Below are 15,940 nucleotides of genomic sequence, written 5' to 3'. Positions count from 1 at the left end.
CCAGCATGATGTTTTTGCCATCCAGAAAACCGAAGACGGACCGCGCGGGCATGACCGGCACCGAGCCGTTGCGCGTGAATCGCGACGAGCACCTGGCGCGACTCGAGACGGATACGTTCGACGTACTGATCGTCGGCGGCGGCGTGACGGGCGCGTACGCGGCGTTCGACGCGAGCCTGCGCGGGCTGCGCGTCGCGCTCGTCGAGAAGAGCGATTTCGCGTCGGGCACGTCGTCGAAATCGTCGAAGATGGTGCACGGCGGGCTGCGCTATATCGAGCAGGGCAATCTCGGGCTCGTGCGCCATTCGCTGCTCGAACGGCAGCGGTTGCGGCGCAACGCGCGCCATCTCGTGCAGCGGTTGCCGTTCCTGTTCCCGGTCATGGAGCGCGAAGGCGTGTTCGACAAGCGTCTCGCGAAAGCCTTCGAAAGCCTGCTGTGGACCTACGACATCGCCGGCGGCTGGCGCGAGGGGATCCTGCATCAGAAGCTGACGAAGGCCGAAGTGCTGTCGCATTGCCCGACCTTCAACGAAACGTACCTGACGGGCGGCTTCCTGTATTTCGACGCGCGCGTCGACGATGCGCGCCTGACGCTGAACCTCGTGCGCACGGCCGCGTTCCATGGCGCGGCGGTGGCGAACCACGCGCGCGTGGTCGAGCTGACGCGCGACGGCCACGGCAAGGTCGACGGCGCGATCGTGCATGCCGACGGCCGCGAACGGCGCGTGCGTGCGCGCGTGGTCGTGATGGCGACGGGGGTATGGCTGCGCGACTGGACCGGCGCCCGCAAGGGCGACACGTCCGCGCTGCAGGTGCGGCCCGCGAAGGGCGTGCACGTCGCGATCCCGTGGCTGAAGATCCGCAACGACTGCACGGTGACGATCCCCGTGCCGGGCCGCAACCGCCGCGCGACGATCACGCGCTGGGGCAACGTGTCGTATCTCGGCACGACCGACGAGGACTACGACGGCGATCTCGACGACGTGCACTGCACGCGCAAGGAACTCGATTTCCTGCTCGACGGCGCGCGCTCCGCGCTGAAGGCCGACCTGAGCGCGGACGACGTGGTCGGCAGCATCGCCGGATGCCGGCCGCTCGTCGGGCCGCCGGGCGGCAAGACGATCGAGATGAAGCGCAATCACGAGATCCATGTCGCGCCGGACGGGCTCGTGACGATCGTCGGCGGCAAGCTGACGACGTCGCGGCACATGGCCGAGCAGACGATCGATACGGTCGGCAGGCTGCTCGGCCGCCGCACGCGCTGCCAAACCAAATCGGCATACCTGCTCGGCGCGGCCGGCTACGACCCGCAGGCGATCGTCGCGTCGGGCGGGCTCGCCGCGCATCTCGGCGAACGCTACGGCACCGAGGCGCGTTTCGTCGGCGATCTCGCCGACGAAACGCCGTCGCTGCTCGCGCCGATCGTCGAAGGGCTGCCGTACAGCGAAGCGGAAGTGCTCTATGCGGTCCGTCACGAATTCGCGCGCAGCGTCGACGACGTGCTGTCGCGCCGCACGCGCGCCCGGTTGATGGCGCGCGACGCATCGGCGCGCGCGGCACCGCGCGTCGGCGCCATCCTCAAGGCGGAGCTCGGCTTGTCCGATGCGGCCGTCGCCAGCCAGGTGCGCGACTACGTCGCCGCCGTCGCACTCGAAAAAGCCATCCTCATGGGAGAAAACGGATGATCAGCAAGGAAGCCATCAAGCGCGGCTACAACCGCGGCAACTACGTCGTCGGCGCGCATACGCCGCCGCCTTATTCGCTGAACCTGCCGGCGGCAGGCAGCGCGTCCGCCGAAGCGGGCATGCAGCGCGCGCCGGTCGCGGTGTCTGCGCAGCAGGTCGACGCGTTGCGCGCGGTGGCCGATGAAGTGCTCACGCAGCCGGCCGACGTCGTCGCATGGACGCGCGACTGGTGGGCCGCATCGATGGTCGCCGAGACGGGCGGTCGGCCCGCGACGCCGCATGCGGTCGTCGTGCGCGTGTCGACGGTCGAGCAGGTGCAGGCCGTGATGCGCATCGCGCACGCGGCGACGATTCCGGTGACGGCGTCGGCCGGCCGCAGCAACGTGACGGGCGCGGCGCTGCCCGTGCGCGGCGGCATCGTGCTCGACGTGTGCGGGTTGAACCGGCTGATCGGCGTCGATACCGAAAGCCAGATCGTCGACGTCGAAGCCGGGATGTTCGGCGACGTGTTCGAGGAAACGCTGCAGCGCGAGCACGGGCTGACGATGGGGCACTGGCCGTCGTCGTTCGGGATCAGCACGGTGGGCGGCTGGATCGCCTGCCGCGGCGCGGGGCAACTGTCGACGCGCTACGGCAAGATCGAGGACATGGTGTTCGGGATCGACGTGGTGCTCGCGGACGGCAGCCTGGTGACGCTCGGCGGTTATTCGCGCGCGGCGGTCGGCCCCGATCTGCAGCAACTGTTCATCGGCAGCGAAGGGACGCTCGGCATCATCGTGCGCGCGCGCCTGAAGCTGCACCGGCTGCCCGACTACGGCCGCGCGATCGCATACGGTTTCGACACGTTCGCGGCCGGCCTCGACGCGTGCCGCGAAATCCTGCAGCGCGGCGCGAACCCGGCGGCCCTGCGGCTCTACGACGAACTCGAAAGTGGCGTGCAGTTCGGTCTGCCCGACACGAACGTGCTGCTGATCGCCGACGAAGGCGCGCGCGAGATGGTCGACGCGGTGATGGCGATCAGCGCACGCGTCGGCGAGGAAGGCGGGCGCAAGCTCGATGGCGACGCGATCTTCGAGAAGTGGCTCGACACGCGCTACCTGACCGGCAAGAGTGCGGAAGGCTTCAAGCGCAGCCCGGGCTTCGTCGCCGATACGCTGGAGATGTGCGGCCGCTGGCGCGATCTCGCGGCGATCTACCGCGACGTGGTGGCCGCGCTGCAGGCCGTGCCGGGCACGCTGGCCGGCTCGGCGCACCAGTCGCATGCGTACGCCGACGGCGCGTGCCTGTATTTCTCGCTGCGCGGCGACGTGGCGGTGGCCGAACGGGCCGCGTGGTACCGCGCCGCCTGGGACGCAGCGAACGCGGTGCTGATCCAATACAATGCGACGTTGAGTCATCACCACGGCGTCGGGCTGCTGCGTTCGCCGTACATGCGCGATTCGCTGGGCTCGGCGTTCCCGGTGCTGCAGATGGTGAAGCGCGCGCTCGATCCGAAGCACATCCTCAACCCCGGCAAGCTCGGCCTCGGCGACGAGACGGGCCCGCTCGTCGACCGGTAAACGTCATGGACAAGTCGCTGGGCGCGCGTCTCGCCCGTCATCCCGTCATCGCGACGCTGTACGGCGCCGAGCAGGCCGACAGTTTCGTCGACAGCGCGGCCGAGGTCGGCATCGTCGCGAACGTCGACCTGCGCCGGCTGCAGGCGGCGGTCACGGCGCTCGCCCGGGCCGGCAAGTTCGTGATCGTCAACATCGACAGCTGCGATGGGCTGTCGCAGGACAAGGGCGGCGTCGAATATCTGGCCGATATCGGCGTCGCAAGCGTCGTGTCGACGCGCGTCGCGACGATCCAGCGCGCGAACCGCGCGGGGCTCATCACGATGCAGAAGGTGTTCGTGACCGACCGTTCGACGTGGCCGCGCAGCATGAAGGCGATCGAGCAGAGCGATCCGAACCTCGTGCAACTGATGCCCGCGCCGATGCTCGCGCACCTGAGCGAAGCCGACCGGCAGGCGTTGCCGCCGATCGTTGCGTCCGGCTTCGTCGGCAACGCCGACGACGTGCGCAGCGCGAGGCGGCACGGCGCGCTCGCGGTATCGACGAGCGACAGCGCATGGTGGAATTTCGACCCGTCGTCGTGACGGATTCCTGTTGAACATGGAGCGCAACATGAATGAACCCTACCTGCAGGTCATCGCGCATTTCTTCGCGAAACCCGGCAACGGCGACCGCGTGATCGAACTGCTCGCCGAGCTCGCGCCGGCGACGCGCACCGAGCCGCAGAATCTCGACTACGCATATTTCCGGTCGGCGGAGGACCCCGATCACATCGTGATCCTCGAACGCTACCGCTACGCGGACGGCCTCGACGTGCATCGGGACACGCCGCATTTCCAGCGGATCGGTGTCGGCGCGATCTTTCCGTTGCTCGAGCGCCGCGACGTGTCGCGCTACATGGTACAGCCGGACACCGGCACGGCGACGCCACCGGGAGGCACCCGATGAATCCGTTTCAATTCCGTACCGTTCCGACGCAGGTCGTCGAATTCGGCGCCGCGCGCCGGCTCGGCGCGTTGTTGCGCGAACGCTTTCCGGCGCTCGTGCGGTTGTGCGTCGTCACCGATGCGTTCCTGCATCGCAGCGGCGTGCTTGCGCCCGCGCTGGAGAGCCTCGCCGCGCATGGCTGGCAGGTCACCGTGATCGACGACGTGATCGCCGATCCGCCCGAGCACGTGGTGCTGGACGCGACCGAGCGGGCCGTCGCGGCCGATGCCGAGCTTGTGCTCGGCCTGGGCGGCGGATCGTCGATGGACGTCGCGAAGCTGATCGCGGTGCTCGTGCCGGGGCAGCAGGCGCTGGCCGACATGTATGGCGTCGACAAGGTCACGAGCGCGCGGCTGCCGCTCGTGCAGATGCCGACGACAGCCGGCACCGGCTCAGAAGTGACGGCCGTGTCGATCGTCACCGTGGGCGAGGCGCGCAAGATGGGGGTCGTGTCGCCGCACCTGTTCGCGGATGTCGCGATCCTCGACGCCGAACTGACGCTCGGCCTGCCGCGCGCGGCCACGGCCGCGACGGGCATCGACGCGATGGTGCATGCGATCGAGGCCTACACGTCCGCGCGGCTGAAGAACCCGGTGTCCGACATGCTGGCCGTGCACGCGCTGACGCTGCTGTCGCGCAACCTGCTCACGGCGTGCGACGACGGCCACGACCGCCACGCGCGCGAGGCGATGCTGGTCGGCGCGATGTTCGCGGGGCAGGCGTTCGCGAATGCGCCGGTCGCGGCCGTGCACGCGCTGGCCTATCCGGTCGGCGGGATCTTCCATGTGCCGCACGGGCTGTCGAATGCGCTCGTGCTGCCGCACGTGCTGCGTTTCAACGCGCCGGCCGCCGCGCCGCTGTATGCGGAACTCGCAGCGATCGTCGCACCGGCGGCGACGGGCAGCGACGAAGCGCGTACGCACGCGCTGATCGGCGAGATCGACCGCCTGATCGCCGCGACGGGCATTCCGCGCACGCTGCGCGAGGTCGGCGTCGGGGAGGGCGACCTGCCGAGGATGGCGTCGGACGCGATGCTGCAGACGCGCCTGCTCGTGAACAATCCGCGCGAGGTGACGGAGGCCGACGCGCTGGAGATTTACCGGCAGGCGTGGTGATGCAGCGGGCGTGCGCGTCGCGCCGCCCGTCCTGCATTCACGATGCGCTCGCCGCCTGCCGAGCGGGCCGTGCCGCGGCGCATGCGCACGCGAGCGCAACGGCCACGAGCCCGCATCCGGCCCACGGCGTGACGCGCAGCGCGTCGCGTTCGACGAGTACGCCGCCGAGCGCCGAACCGAGTGTGACACCCGCATGCATGGCCGACACGTTGATGCCGACGCTCGCATCGGCCAGCGATGGCGCGGTGTGGATCGGGTAGTTCTGCACGATCGGCGAGATCGACCCGCTGATACCGCCCCACAGCATCATCGCGGGCACGAACGCGAGCGGCGCCGCGCCGGCCGCCGCGACGGCCCGAGCCCGCTGCACGGCAGTCTCGCAGCAGGGCAGCGCGCTGCTGCCCTGCGGGCTTACGATCGCGACGCGTCGGCGCCGGCTGCCACCACGTACGCCGATGCCTGCTTCGTGCCGTCCGGCTGCGTCTGCAGATAGACGCCCTGGATCTCCGGCTCGAAACCCGGCAGCGCGTTGATCCCGGCTTCGAGCGCGCGGAAGTAGTCGAGCGCCGGGCCGCCCCATACTTCGCCGGGCACCACGCAGAAGATGCCGGGCGGATAGGGCAGCGCGCCCTCCGTCGCAACCCGGCCTTCGATGCGATCGAGCGTGACGAGTTCGACGTTGTTGCGGATCAGCTCGGCGTTTGCGGCCTGCGGCAGCATCGCCTGCTTCGGGAACTGCGCACGGCGGAACATCAGCTTCTGCAGATGCTTCATGTCGTGGCTGCGGTAGAAGTCGTGCATCCGCTGGCACAGTTGCCGCAGGCGCATATTGCCGTACAGCTCCGGATACGCTTCGCACAGCGACGGAATCGCTTCGCGCAGCGGCGTGTCCTGGTCGAGATGGCGTTCGAACTGCGCGAGGTGCGCGACCAGGTGCTGCAGCTTGCCGAAGCTCTCAGACGGCGTGAGCAGGAACAGGATCGTGTACAGGTCGGCCTTCTCGGGCACGACGCCGTGTTCGCGCAGGTAGCGCGCCAGGATCGGCGCCGGCGCGCCGAACGGCGCGTACTCGTGCGTATCGCGATCGATGCCGGGTGTCGTCAGCAGCAGCTTGCACGGGTCGACGAAGTACTGGTCGTCCGCATAGCCTTCGAAGCCGTGCCAGGTGTCGGACGGATGGAAGCGGAAGAAGCGCAGGTCGTCGACGATCTGCTCGGTCGGGTAGTCCGCCCACGGGCGGCCGTCGACGTGCTGCGGAACGAACGGACGGATCTGGCGGCAGGTCTTCATCAGCAACTTGCGCGCGTCGACGCCGTGCGCGACGCAGTCGCGCCACAGGCGCTTGCCGGCCGGGCCCGCGTGCATCTGCGCGTTGACGTCGAGCGCCGCGAACATCGGGTAGAACGGGCTCGTCGACGCATGGATCATGTACGCGTTGTTGAAGCGCCGGTGATCGCAGAAGCGCTTCTGGCCTTCGATGTGGCTGTCCTTCTTGTGGATCTGCGACGTCTGCGAGAAGCCGGCCTGCTGCTTGTGCACCGACTGCGTGACGAAGATGCCGGGATCGTCGGGGCCGAGCGTGAGCATCAGCGGCGAGCAGTCCTGCATCATCGGGATGAACTGCTCGTAGCCGACCCATGCCGAATCGAACAGGATGTAGTCGCACAGATGCCCGATCCGGTCGACGACCTCGCGCGCGTTGTAGATCGTGCCGTCGTAGGTGCCGAGCTGGATCACCGCGAGCCGGAACGGGCGCGGCCGGTCGGCACGCTCCGGCGCGACGTCGCGGATCGCGTCGCGAATGCGCGCTTCGTCGAGCGCCGCGCTGTCGACGCCGCCGATGAGGCCCCACGCGTTGCGCGCGGTTTCGAGGTAGACCGGCCGTGCGCCCGACAGCACGAGCGCGCCGAGGTGCACCGACTTGTGGTTGTTGCGGTCGAACAGCACGAGATCGTCGGGCGCGAGCAGCGCGCTCGTGACGACCTTGTTCGATGTCGACGTGCCGTTCAGCACGAAATACGTCTTGTCCGCGTTGTAGATCCGCGCGGCATTGCGCTGCGCTTCCAGTGCGGGGCCTTCGTGGATCAGCAGGTCGCCGAGCCGGACGTCCGCGTTGCAGAGGTCGGCGCGAAAGATCGTCTCGCCGAAGAAGTCGAAGAACATTCGGCCGAGCGGGTGATTCGAGAAGAACTGGCCGCCCTGGTGGCCGGGGCAGTCGAACTCCACGTAACCGCGCTGCACGTATTCGCGCATCACCTTGAAGAACGGCGGCAGCAGGTTCTCGCTGTAGATGTCGGCGGCGGCGGAGATCTGCCGGCCGTAGTAGTGGCGGCCGCCATGGCGGAGCTGGATCACGCCGCTCGCGCTCGGCAGGATCGACGGCGGCACTTCCTGGCCGGGTTCGACCGCGACGAAGAACGGAATCGCGAACCCGGTTCTTTCGACGGTTTTCAGCACCTGTTGCGCCGAATCGATTCCGACGACGATTGCCGCGATATTCGTGAAATCGGTCTGAAATACGTCGACCTGTTCGTGCGTGGTGAGGAAGGCGCCAATCAGCGCCGGCTCGACTGCGATTTTCAACAGGCTCACGCGAACTCTCCCGTAAATGTGCTGAAACGGGAGCCGCATTCGCACGGGCGCGTAATCCGCGTAATCCGACACGCGCCGCAGCCGATTGAAATTGCTCCCGCGAATGCTGAATGCCGAATGGCGCGCCGCACGAAAGAAGCCTTGCGCGGCGAGGCCCAGCCGCCGCCGGTCAAGGCACGGCGCAGCCGATCGTAGCAACAAAACAGGGCAAATTCAATCGGCCGGAATCGACAATCCCGCTGCCGGGTGAGATCGATCAAATAATCGGGAATTGGCGTGCTGCAATGCACATCAAAATGAACCGGTCGTGAAATGCGATTTGAAAACGACCGACCGTTTCACCGAATCGTCTGCTTTTCTTCAAAAGGCATCTATGGCATAGTCGGCTCCGAATTGGATGGCGAATCAAACCGGATTTGCGAGCGTCTCACACCGCCGACCGTGGCCTGCTGTCCGCGTGCTCGTGAGACGCATCACCCCAACGAAGCATCGGAACAACGAGGGCAACAACATGAATACGTCCGTCGGTGGCATTCGTCGTCTCGGCATGCGTGCGCTTCTGGTCGACGACGAGATCGCGCAGGAAACGGCGACCGGGCGCGCAGTCCGCACGCTGAGCGCGGAGCTCGCGCAGCGCGACATCGACGTGCTCACGGCAACCACGGCCGACGATGCGATCATGCTGATCCGTTCCGATCCGTCGATCCAGTGCGTGCTGCTCGACTGGGATCTCGGCGTGGACGGCCACGGGCCCTCCGAGGCCGTGATCGACGCGATCCGCCATCGCAACGGCAACGTGCCGATCTTCCTGCTGGCCGACCGCAGCGTCGCGTCGACAGTGCCGTCCGCGGTGATGGGCCAGGTCGACGATTTCGTGTGGCTGCTCGAAGATACGGCCGACTTCATCAGCGGGCGCATCCATGCGGCGATCGAACGCTATCGCGCAACCGTGCTGCCGCCGATGTTCGGCGCGCTCGCGAAATTCTCGCGCGTCTACGAATACTCGTGGCATACGCCCGGCCACACGGGCGGCACGGGCTTCCTGAAATCGCCGGTCGGCCGCGCGTTCTTCGAATACTTCGGCGAAGCGCTGTTCCGTTCCGACCTGTCGATCTCGGTCGGTGAGCTTGGCTCGCTGCTCGACCACTCGGGGCCGATCGGCGAGAGCGAGCGCTACGCGGCACGCGTGTTCGGCGCGCATCGCACGTATCACGTGACGAACGGCTCATCGACGTCGAACCGCATCATCCTGATGGCAAGCGTGAGCCGCGACCAGATCGCGCTGTGCGACCGCAACTGTCACAAGTCGGCCGAACACGCGATGACGATGTCGGGCGCGATCCCGACCTACCTCGTGCCGACGCGCAACCGCTACGGGATCATCGGGCCGATCGCGTCCGAGCGTCTCACGCAGGCGGCGATCCGCGAGGCGATCGCGTCGAACCCGCTCACGGCCGGGCTCGCCGATCGCCAGCCGAAGCATGCGATCGTCACCAATTCGACGTACGACGGGCTGTGCTACAACGTCGCGCGCGTCGAGGAGCTGCTCGGCGCGAGCGTCGATCGATTGCATTTCGACGAGGCCTGGTACGGCTACGCACGTTTCAATCCGATCTACCGCGATCGCCACGCGATGCACGGCGACCCGCGCGACCATCGTGCGGACCGCCCGACGGTGTTCGCGACGCAGTCGACGCACAAGCTACTGACCGCGTTGTCGCAGGCGTCGTACATCCACGTGCGCGACGGCCGCAACCCGATTCCGCATGGTCAGTTTAACGAAACATTCATGATGCACGCGTCGACCTCGCCGAACTACGCGATCATCGCGTCGAACGACGTCGCGGCCGCGATGATGGACGGCCCCGGCGGCGCGGCGCTCACGCACGAGTCGATCGAGGAGGCCGTCGCGTTCCGGCAGATGATCGCGCGGATGAACAGCGAGTTCGGCGCGAAAGGCGACTGGTTCTTCGAATGCTGGCAGCCCGACACCGTGCTCGAGACGCGCACGGGCCGCACGCTCCCGTTCCACGATGCGCCGCCCGAGCTGCTGGCGAGCGACCCGTCGTGCTGGGTGCTGCGGCCCGGCGCGCAATGGCACGGCTTCGGCAATATCGAAGACGGCTACTGCATGCTCGATCCGATCAAGGTGTCGATCGTCACGCCGGGTGTCGCGCCGGCCGGCGGCCTGATGCCGGTCGGCATTCCGGCGAGCGTCGTGACCGCGTATCTCGATGCACGCGGGATCGTCGTCGAGAAGACGACCGACTTCACGATCCTGTTCCTGTTCTCGATCGGCATCACGAAAGGCAAGTGGGGCTCGCTCGTCAGCGCGCTGTGCGACTTCAAGCGCGACTACGACGCGAACCTGCCGCTCGACATGGCGATTCCGTCACTCGCGAAGGAGCATGGCTCGCGCTATGCGGGCATGGGGCTGAAGGACCTGGCCGACACGATGTTCGCGGCGATGGAGCAGCTCGGCACGACGCGGTTGATGTCGGAGGCTTTCTCGATCCTGCCGAAGCCGGAGATGAGCCCGGTGCGGGCGTACGAGCATCTGGTGCAGGGCCGCGTGGAGCAGGTCACGCTCGAGGAACTGGCCGGGCGCACGGTCGCCACCGGCGTCGTGCCGTATCCGCCGGGCATTCCGCTGCTGATGCCCGGCGAGAACGCGGGGCCGGCCGACGGCCCGGTGCTCGGTTACCTGTTGGCGCTCGAAGCGTATGACCGGCGTTTCCCGGGCTTCGCGCACGACACGCACGGCGTGGAAGTCGAGGACGGCACGTATCGCGTGTACTGCCTGACGGCCTGAGCATCCGGCCGGACGAACGGGCAAACAGGCGAACAGGCGACCGGCCGCGCCGCGGCCTCACATCGAAGGATCGACATCATGGAAAACGCAGCGCGCATGACCGACGCGGCCCCGGCGGCCGCGCCGAAGAACCGGATGAACGTCTGGCAGCTGACCATCCTCACGGCGGTCAACATGATGGGCTCCGGCATCATCCTGCTGCCGTCGAAGCTCGCGCAGGTCGGCACGGTCTCGCTGCTGTCGTGGATCGTCACGGCCGGCGGTTCGCTCGCGCTCGCCTACGCGTTCGCGCGCTGCGGGATGCTGAGCCGCAAGCCGGGCGGGATGGGCGGCTACGCGGAATACGCGTTCGGCAAGGCCGGCAACTACATGGCGAACTACACGTACGGGCTGTCGCTCGTGATCGCCAACGTCGCGATCGGCGTGACGGCGGTCGGCTACGGCACCGTGCTGTTCGACGCGACGCTGTCGCCGCTGCAAACCGGCCTCTGGACGATCTTCCTGCTGGTGGTGACGACGGTCGCGAACTTCGGCGGCTCGCGCATCACCGGCCGGATCGGCGCGGTGACGGTGTGGGGCGTGATCATTCCGGTCGTCGTCGTGTCGCTGATCGGCTGGTTCTGGTTCAGCGGCGCGACCTGGGGCGCCGCGTGGAATCCGCACAACCTGCCGTTCGGGCCGGCGGTCGGCAGCTCGATCGCGGTGACGCTGTGGGCGTTCCTCGGGCTCGAATCGGCGTGCGCGAACTCGGACGCCGTCGAGAATCCGGAGCGCAACGTGCCGATCGCTGTGCTCGGCGGTACGATCGCATCGGCGATCTTCTACATCGTATCGACCAACGTGATCGCGGGGATCGTGCCGAACGCGATCCTCGCGGCGTCGAACGCGCCGTTCGGCATCGCGTTCGCGACGATGTTCACGCCGACCGTCGGCACGATCGTCACCGCGCTGATGGTGATCGCGTGCATCGGCTCGCTGCTCGGCTGGCAGTTCACGGTCGCGCAGGTGTTCAAGAGCTCGGCGGACGTCGGCTACTTCCTGCCGGTGTTCGCGAAGGCGACGCGCACCGGCACGCCGATCGTCGGGATGGTGATCCTGCTCGTCGCGCAGGTCGCGCTGGCGCTGATGACGATCAGCCCGGAACTGAGCAGCCAGTTCCAGAAGATCGTCGACCTGGCGGTCGTCACAAACCTCGTGCCTTACGTGATGTCGATGGCCGCGCTGATCACGATCCAGAAGGTCGCCAAGGTGCCGCCGGCCAAGGCGCTGCTGACGAACGTGATCGCGATGGTGGCCACCGCGTACAGCTTCTATGCGCTGTTCAGCTCGGGCGAGCAGGCGCTGATGCTCGGCGGCCTGTGCGTGTTCCTGGGCTGGACGCTGTTCGGCTTCGTCAGCGCACGCTTCTACCAGATGGAAGTCGACGCGCACGTGAAGGAGCCGGGGAAGTCGCTGCAGGCTTGACGGCGGCCGCCGCCGTTACCGGGCAGGGCGGGCCAGCAGCGGCGGGATGTCCTGCTTCAGCAGGTCGACGACGGCCCGCACACGCGGCGGCAGCGGCCGCTGCGCGTGCACGAGCACGTTGAGCGCGAAGTCGGGAATCGCGTACCGCGGCAGGAGCTCGACGAGCGTGCCGGCCGCGAGCGCGTCGGCGCAGGCCGGCTGCTGGACCACGCCGATGCCGCCGCCGGCCGCGATCGTGTCGAACATCGGGCGCCAGTGGCTCGTCGTCATGATCGTGCGGATGCGCGCGTATTCGAGCGCGCTGCCGTCGCGCTGCAGGGGCAGCCGTTCGCTGGCGAACACGCCCTTTACGCGGATGAACGGATGGTTCGCCAGATCGGCCGCCGTGTCGATCGGGCCGCACCGGTCGAGATACGACGGTGCGGCAACGAGCCGGCGGCCGACTGCGCCGACCGGGTGCGCGACGAACCCGCCGTCGCCGAGCTGTCCGACGCGGATCGAGATGTCGACGCCTTCCGTGACCGGATCGACGATGTCGTCGTTCAGCACCAGATCGATGTGCAGGCCCGGATACGCGGTGCGGACATGCATCAGCACGCCCGGCAGCACGACCTCGCCGAAGCATTGCGGTGCTGCGAGCCGGATCGTGCCGTCGAGCGCGTTTTCCGTCTTCGAGACCGAGGCGACCGCATCGTCGGCCGCTTCGAGCAGCTCCTTGCTGCGTTCGTAGAAGATCCGGCCTTCTTCCGTGCAGGCGAGGGTGCGCGCGCTGCGCATCAGGAGCCGGGTGCCGAGATGCTTCTCGAGCCGTTCGATGCGCTCGCTGACGGCCGGCTGGCCCATGTCCAGATCGCGCGCCGCGCCGGACATCGTGCCGCGCTCGACGACCCTGACGTAGATGCGCATCGTCGCCAGCAAATCCATGAAGTCGCGCCCCTTGTCCGGTTCCGGTTGATGCCGATCGACGGATGGTACCAAAGCAACGCTGCCTGAAGGTGCGCAGCGAGCCGATACTGACCATCGGTTGCGCAAGCCGCGTGTGTTCGCCGGAGCGATGGGCGACAATCGGCTTCCGTGCGATCGACTGGAGGCGACATGACGCAACAGGATGATGCGGTGCGCACGCGCTGCGTCGCATGGCAGATCGTGCAGACCTGGCAGGCGGCCGAATGGTGCAGGCTCGCCGAGTCGCGAACGGGCATCGACGTGACGGGGTCGGTGTCGGGCGCGATCGACGGCTCGCCGTTTCGTATCGATTACGCGATCGAGTGCGACGCGGGCTGGCTCACGCGCTCGGCGCGCATCACGCAGTGGGGCGGCACGCAGCCGCCGCGGCAGCGGGATATCGCGTGCGACGCAGGGCGATGGACGATCGACGGTGTCGAGGTGCCGGCGCTCGCGGGCGCGACTGACCTCGATCTCGGCTTCAGCCCGTCGACGAACACGTTGCCGATCCGGCGGCTCGGGCTGGCCGTCGGCGACGCGGCCGTGATCCATACCGCGTGGCTGCGCTTTCCGGAATTCGCGTTCGTGCGCGGCGAGCAGCGCTATACCCGTACGGCGGAGCACGTGTACCGCTACGAAAGCGGCACGTATGCGGCCGATATCGCGGTCGACGAAGCGGGCCTCGTCACCGACTACGACGAATGGCGGCGCATCGGCGCGGCCCCTGCGCGCTGACGCACGTGTACCGCGCCGTGCGTCGTTGGCGGTGCGTCAGCGTGCGCTTGCCACCGACAGCTTGCCGGGAATCAGCTTCAGCGTGGTGAACGCGTCGGCGATGTTCTGCTGATACGCGAGCGTCGCGTCGCTGATCGGTTGCACGCCGTAGCCGGCGCGCTTGAGCGCGAGTTCGAGTGTCGGCGCGTCGAGGCCGACGAGCGGCGACAGTTGCGTGGCGACTTCCGTCACATGGTCGCGCGCCCAGCGGTCGACCGCGTCCACCTCGTCGAGCAGCGCGCGCAGCACCTGCGGGTGAGCGGCCGCGTATTTTCGCGCGGCGAGGTAGTACTGCGTGTTGCGCACGAGCCCTTCGCCGTTCGCGATCACGCGCGCGCCGATCTGCCGCTCGGCGGCGGCCAGGTACGGATCCCAGATCACCCACGCATCGACGTTGCGCTGCACGAACGCGGCGCGTGCGTCGGCGGGCGTCAGGTAGATCGGCTGGATGTCGGCATACGTCAGGCCCGCGTGTTCGAGGGCCTTCACGAGCAGGTAGTGGACGTTCGAACCCTTGTTGAACGCGACTTTCTTGCCGCGCAGCTGCGCGACGTTGCGGATCGGCGAATCGGGCAGTACGACGATCGCCTCGCCCTGCGGCGCGGGCGGCTCGTTGCCGATGTAGACGAAATCGACGCCGCCCGCCTGCGCGAAGATCGGCGGCGTCTCGCCGACCGTGCCGACGTCGATCGCGCCGGCATTCAGGCCCTCGAGCAATTGCGGGCCGGCCGGGAATTCGAGCCATTGCACCGTGACGCCCTGGCTCGCGAGCCGTTTCTCCAGCGTGCCGCGCGCCTTGAGGACGACGAAGTTGCCGTATTTCTGGAAACCGACGCGCAGCCGCGTGTCGCTGCCTTGCGCGTGCGCGGGCAGGCCCGCGAGCGGGCCGAGCGCGAGCCCGGCCAGGCCGGCGGCCGCGCCTTGCAGCCACTGGCGGCGATGCGGGTTCGCCGGTGTCGGTTCAACGTCTGCGTGCGGTGTGTCGTTCATCGAGGCGTCCTGCGTGCGAATGAGCGGGCCGCGCGCGAAAGGCGACGCGGTCGGCGCAGGGCGGGGCCGGATGCGGGCGCTGCACGCCACGGGCCGGCCCGCGCCGGACTCGTGACGATACGTCCGCCTATGCCGGCGGCCAACCAACGAATGCGCATATGCAAATCAGCGGCGGGCTCGTTGTCGGGGTTCGAGCCGGTGATCGGCGCAAGAGCCAGCCGGAACCAGACGGAACCAGACGGAACCAGACGGAACCAGTCGGAACCAGACGGAACCAGTCGGAACCAGTCGGAACCAGTCGGAACCAGTCGGAACCAGTCGGCACCAGACGGCACCAGACGGAGCGAGCCGGCACGGCGGGCCGCATCGGCGAAATCGCCGCCGCACACGCGCAGCCGCCCGCGTTGGGCGAACAGCTGCCGCGATGCTCAATCGGAGCCGGCCGGGCTTTCCTCGATCGAATCGACGCGATCCGGATAGAACGCGAGGTGCCCGCGGATCGCCTCGACGGCCGGATAGGGTGCCTCGTAGGTCCAGACGGCATTGACCGCGCGCTCGCCGCCGACCGGGATCGAGTAGTACGCGCAGTCGCCCTTGTACGGGCAGTACGTCGCGTGATCGGTGCGTAGCAGCAGCGTCAGGTCGGCGTCCTCGCGCGGGATGTAGAGCACGGCCGGGTAAGCGGCTTCGCGCAGCGCCAGCGCGCGGCGCGTATCCGCGACGACCCGGCCGGCCGCCTTGACCACGACGCGCCGCGGGTGCGGTTCGACCGTGATCGGGTGATCGGGGCCCGGCGTCTTCACGGGGCGAGCGGGCGTATCGGGGCTGACAGGCATCGTGTGTCCTCCTGGAATCGGCGGCGCGGCGGGATGCGCGCCGGCGTTGGCCAGCCGATACGATGCGCCCATTTCGGCGAACCTGCAGGGGGCCGGAAGAGACGGCGCGAATCGCGCGCCCGACGCTCGCGCGGACATCCCCGTGCCGCGGCGACGGGATGCCGATCCAGCGATAAGCAACGCG

At 68.1% G+C, this 15,940-nt stretch carries 12 protein-coding genes and 1 pseudogene; 8 read left to right on the top strand and 5 right to left on the bottom strand.

Annotated features, from left to right (window positions below; all coding sequences use genetic code 11):
* Positions 1–5: 5 nt before the first annotated feature.
* From ACPTTF_RS27310 to ACPTTF_RS27290, 5 genes are read left to right on the top strand one after another with little or no spacing between them, the layout of a single operon-like run.
* Entirely contained in the window at positions 6–1,685 is a 1,680-nt protein-coding gene (locus ACPTTF_RS27310; RefSeq protein WP_423368980.1) for an FAD-dependent oxidoreductase, read from the top strand.
* The gene (locus tag ACPTTF_RS27305; protein WP_423368979.1) at positions 1,682–3,244 is read left to right on the top strand and encodes an FAD-binding oxidoreductase; all 1,563 of its coding nucleotides are present in this window, start codon (positions 1,682–1,684) and stop codon (positions 3,242–3,244) included. The genes ACPTTF_RS27310 and ACPTTF_RS27305 overlap by 4 nt, the downstream gene beginning before the upstream one ends.
* Before the next feature lie 5 nt (positions 3,245–3,249).
* Positions 3,250–3,825 (top strand): glycerol-3-phosphate responsive antiterminator, encoded by a 576-nt coding sequence (locus ACPTTF_RS27300; protein ID WP_423368978.1) that lies wholly within the window; start codon positions 3,250–3,252, stop codon positions 3,823–3,825.
* 28 nt (positions 3,826–3,853) lie between these two features.
* The gene (locus ACPTTF_RS27295) at positions 3,854–4,189 is read left to right on the top strand and encodes a putative quinol monooxygenase (RefSeq protein ID WP_423368977.1); all 336 of its coding nucleotides are present in this window, start codon (positions 3,854–3,856) and stop codon (positions 4,187–4,189) included.
* On the top strand, positions 4,186–5,343 hold the full coding sequence (locus tag ACPTTF_RS27290; protein WP_423368976.1) for an iron-containing alcohol dehydrogenase: 1,158 nt from the start codon (positions 4,186–4,188) through the stop codon (positions 5,341–5,343). The genes ACPTTF_RS27295 and ACPTTF_RS27290 overlap by 4 nt, the downstream gene beginning before the upstream one ends.
* Positions 5,344–5,380: 37 nt before the next feature.
* Here the strand turns inward: ACPTTF_RS27290 and ACPTTF_RS27285 are convergent.
* Positions 5,381–5,704, bottom strand: a pseudogene (locus ACPTTF_RS27285) (MFS transporter); the annotation flags it as partial.
* A gap of 50 nt (positions 5,705–5,754) precedes the next feature.
* A complete protein-coding gene (locus ACPTTF_RS27280; protein ID WP_423368975.1) occupies positions 5,755–7,935 on the bottom strand; it encodes an ornithine decarboxylase in 2,181 nt (726 codons plus the stop codon).
* A gap of 511 nt (positions 7,936–8,446) precedes the next feature.
* Here ACPTTF_RS27280 and ACPTTF_RS27275 point away from each other — a divergent pair.
* Together ACPTTF_RS27275 and potE are read left to right on the top strand one after the other, a co-directional pair.
* Entirely contained in the window at positions 8,447–10,747 is a 2,301-nt protein-coding gene (locus ACPTTF_RS27275; RefSeq protein WP_423368974.1) for an Orn/Lys/Arg decarboxylase N-terminal domain-containing protein, read from the top strand.
* A 78-nt stretch (positions 10,748–10,825) separates the two neighbouring features.
* The gene (gene potE / locus ACPTTF_RS27270; RefSeq protein ID WP_166953553.1) at positions 10,826–12,211 is read left to right on the top strand and encodes a putrescine-ornithine antiporter; all 1,386 of its coding nucleotides are present in this window, start codon (positions 10,826–10,828) and stop codon (positions 12,209–12,211) included.
* Between the two features lie 15 nt (positions 12,212–12,226).
* On the opposite strand, the gene ACPTTF_RS27265 is transcribed toward potE, so the two are convergent.
* Positions 12,227–13,135, bottom strand: a complete 909-nt coding sequence (locus tag ACPTTF_RS27265; protein ID WP_423368973.1) for a LysR family transcriptional regulator — start codon at positions 13,133–13,135, stop codon at positions 12,227–12,229.
* Positions 13,136–13,306: 171 nt separating this feature from the next.
* On the opposite strand from ACPTTF_RS27265, the gene ACPTTF_RS27260 reads away from it, so the two are divergent.
* Complete coding sequence (locus ACPTTF_RS27260; RefSeq protein WP_423368972.1) at positions 13,307–13,891, top strand: putative glycolipid-binding domain-containing protein; 585 nt, start codon at positions 13,307–13,309, stop codon at positions 13,889–13,891.
* Positions 13,892–13,927: 36 nt separating this feature from the next.
* Here ACPTTF_RS27260 and ACPTTF_RS27255 read toward each other — a convergent pair whose 3' ends face one another.
* Together ACPTTF_RS27255 and ACPTTF_RS27250 are read right to left on the bottom strand one after the other, a co-directional pair.
* On the bottom strand, positions 13,928–14,920 hold the full coding sequence (locus ACPTTF_RS27255) for a sulfonate ABC transporter substrate-binding protein (protein WP_423368971.1): 993 nt from the start codon (positions 14,918–14,920) through the stop codon (positions 13,928–13,930).
* A 428-nt stretch (positions 14,921–15,348) separates the two neighbouring features.
* Positions 15,349–15,756 carry a DUF427 domain-containing protein gene (locus ACPTTF_RS27250; RefSeq protein ID WP_423368970.1) on the bottom strand — a complete coding sequence of 136 codons (408 nt, stop codon included), beginning with the start codon at positions 15,754–15,756 and terminating at the stop codon, positions 15,349–15,351.
* Positions 15,757–15,940: the final 184 nt, after the last annotated feature.

The sequence above is a fragment of the Burkholderia crassaminum genome, assembly GCF_964265005.1.
Taxonomy (GTDB): domain Bacteria; phylum Pseudomonadota; class Gammaproteobacteria; order Burkholderiales; family Burkholderiaceae; genus Burkholderia.
The sequence above is the reverse complement of the archived record's forward strand: the minus strand, read 5'-3'. Positions and strand labels throughout refer to the sequence as shown.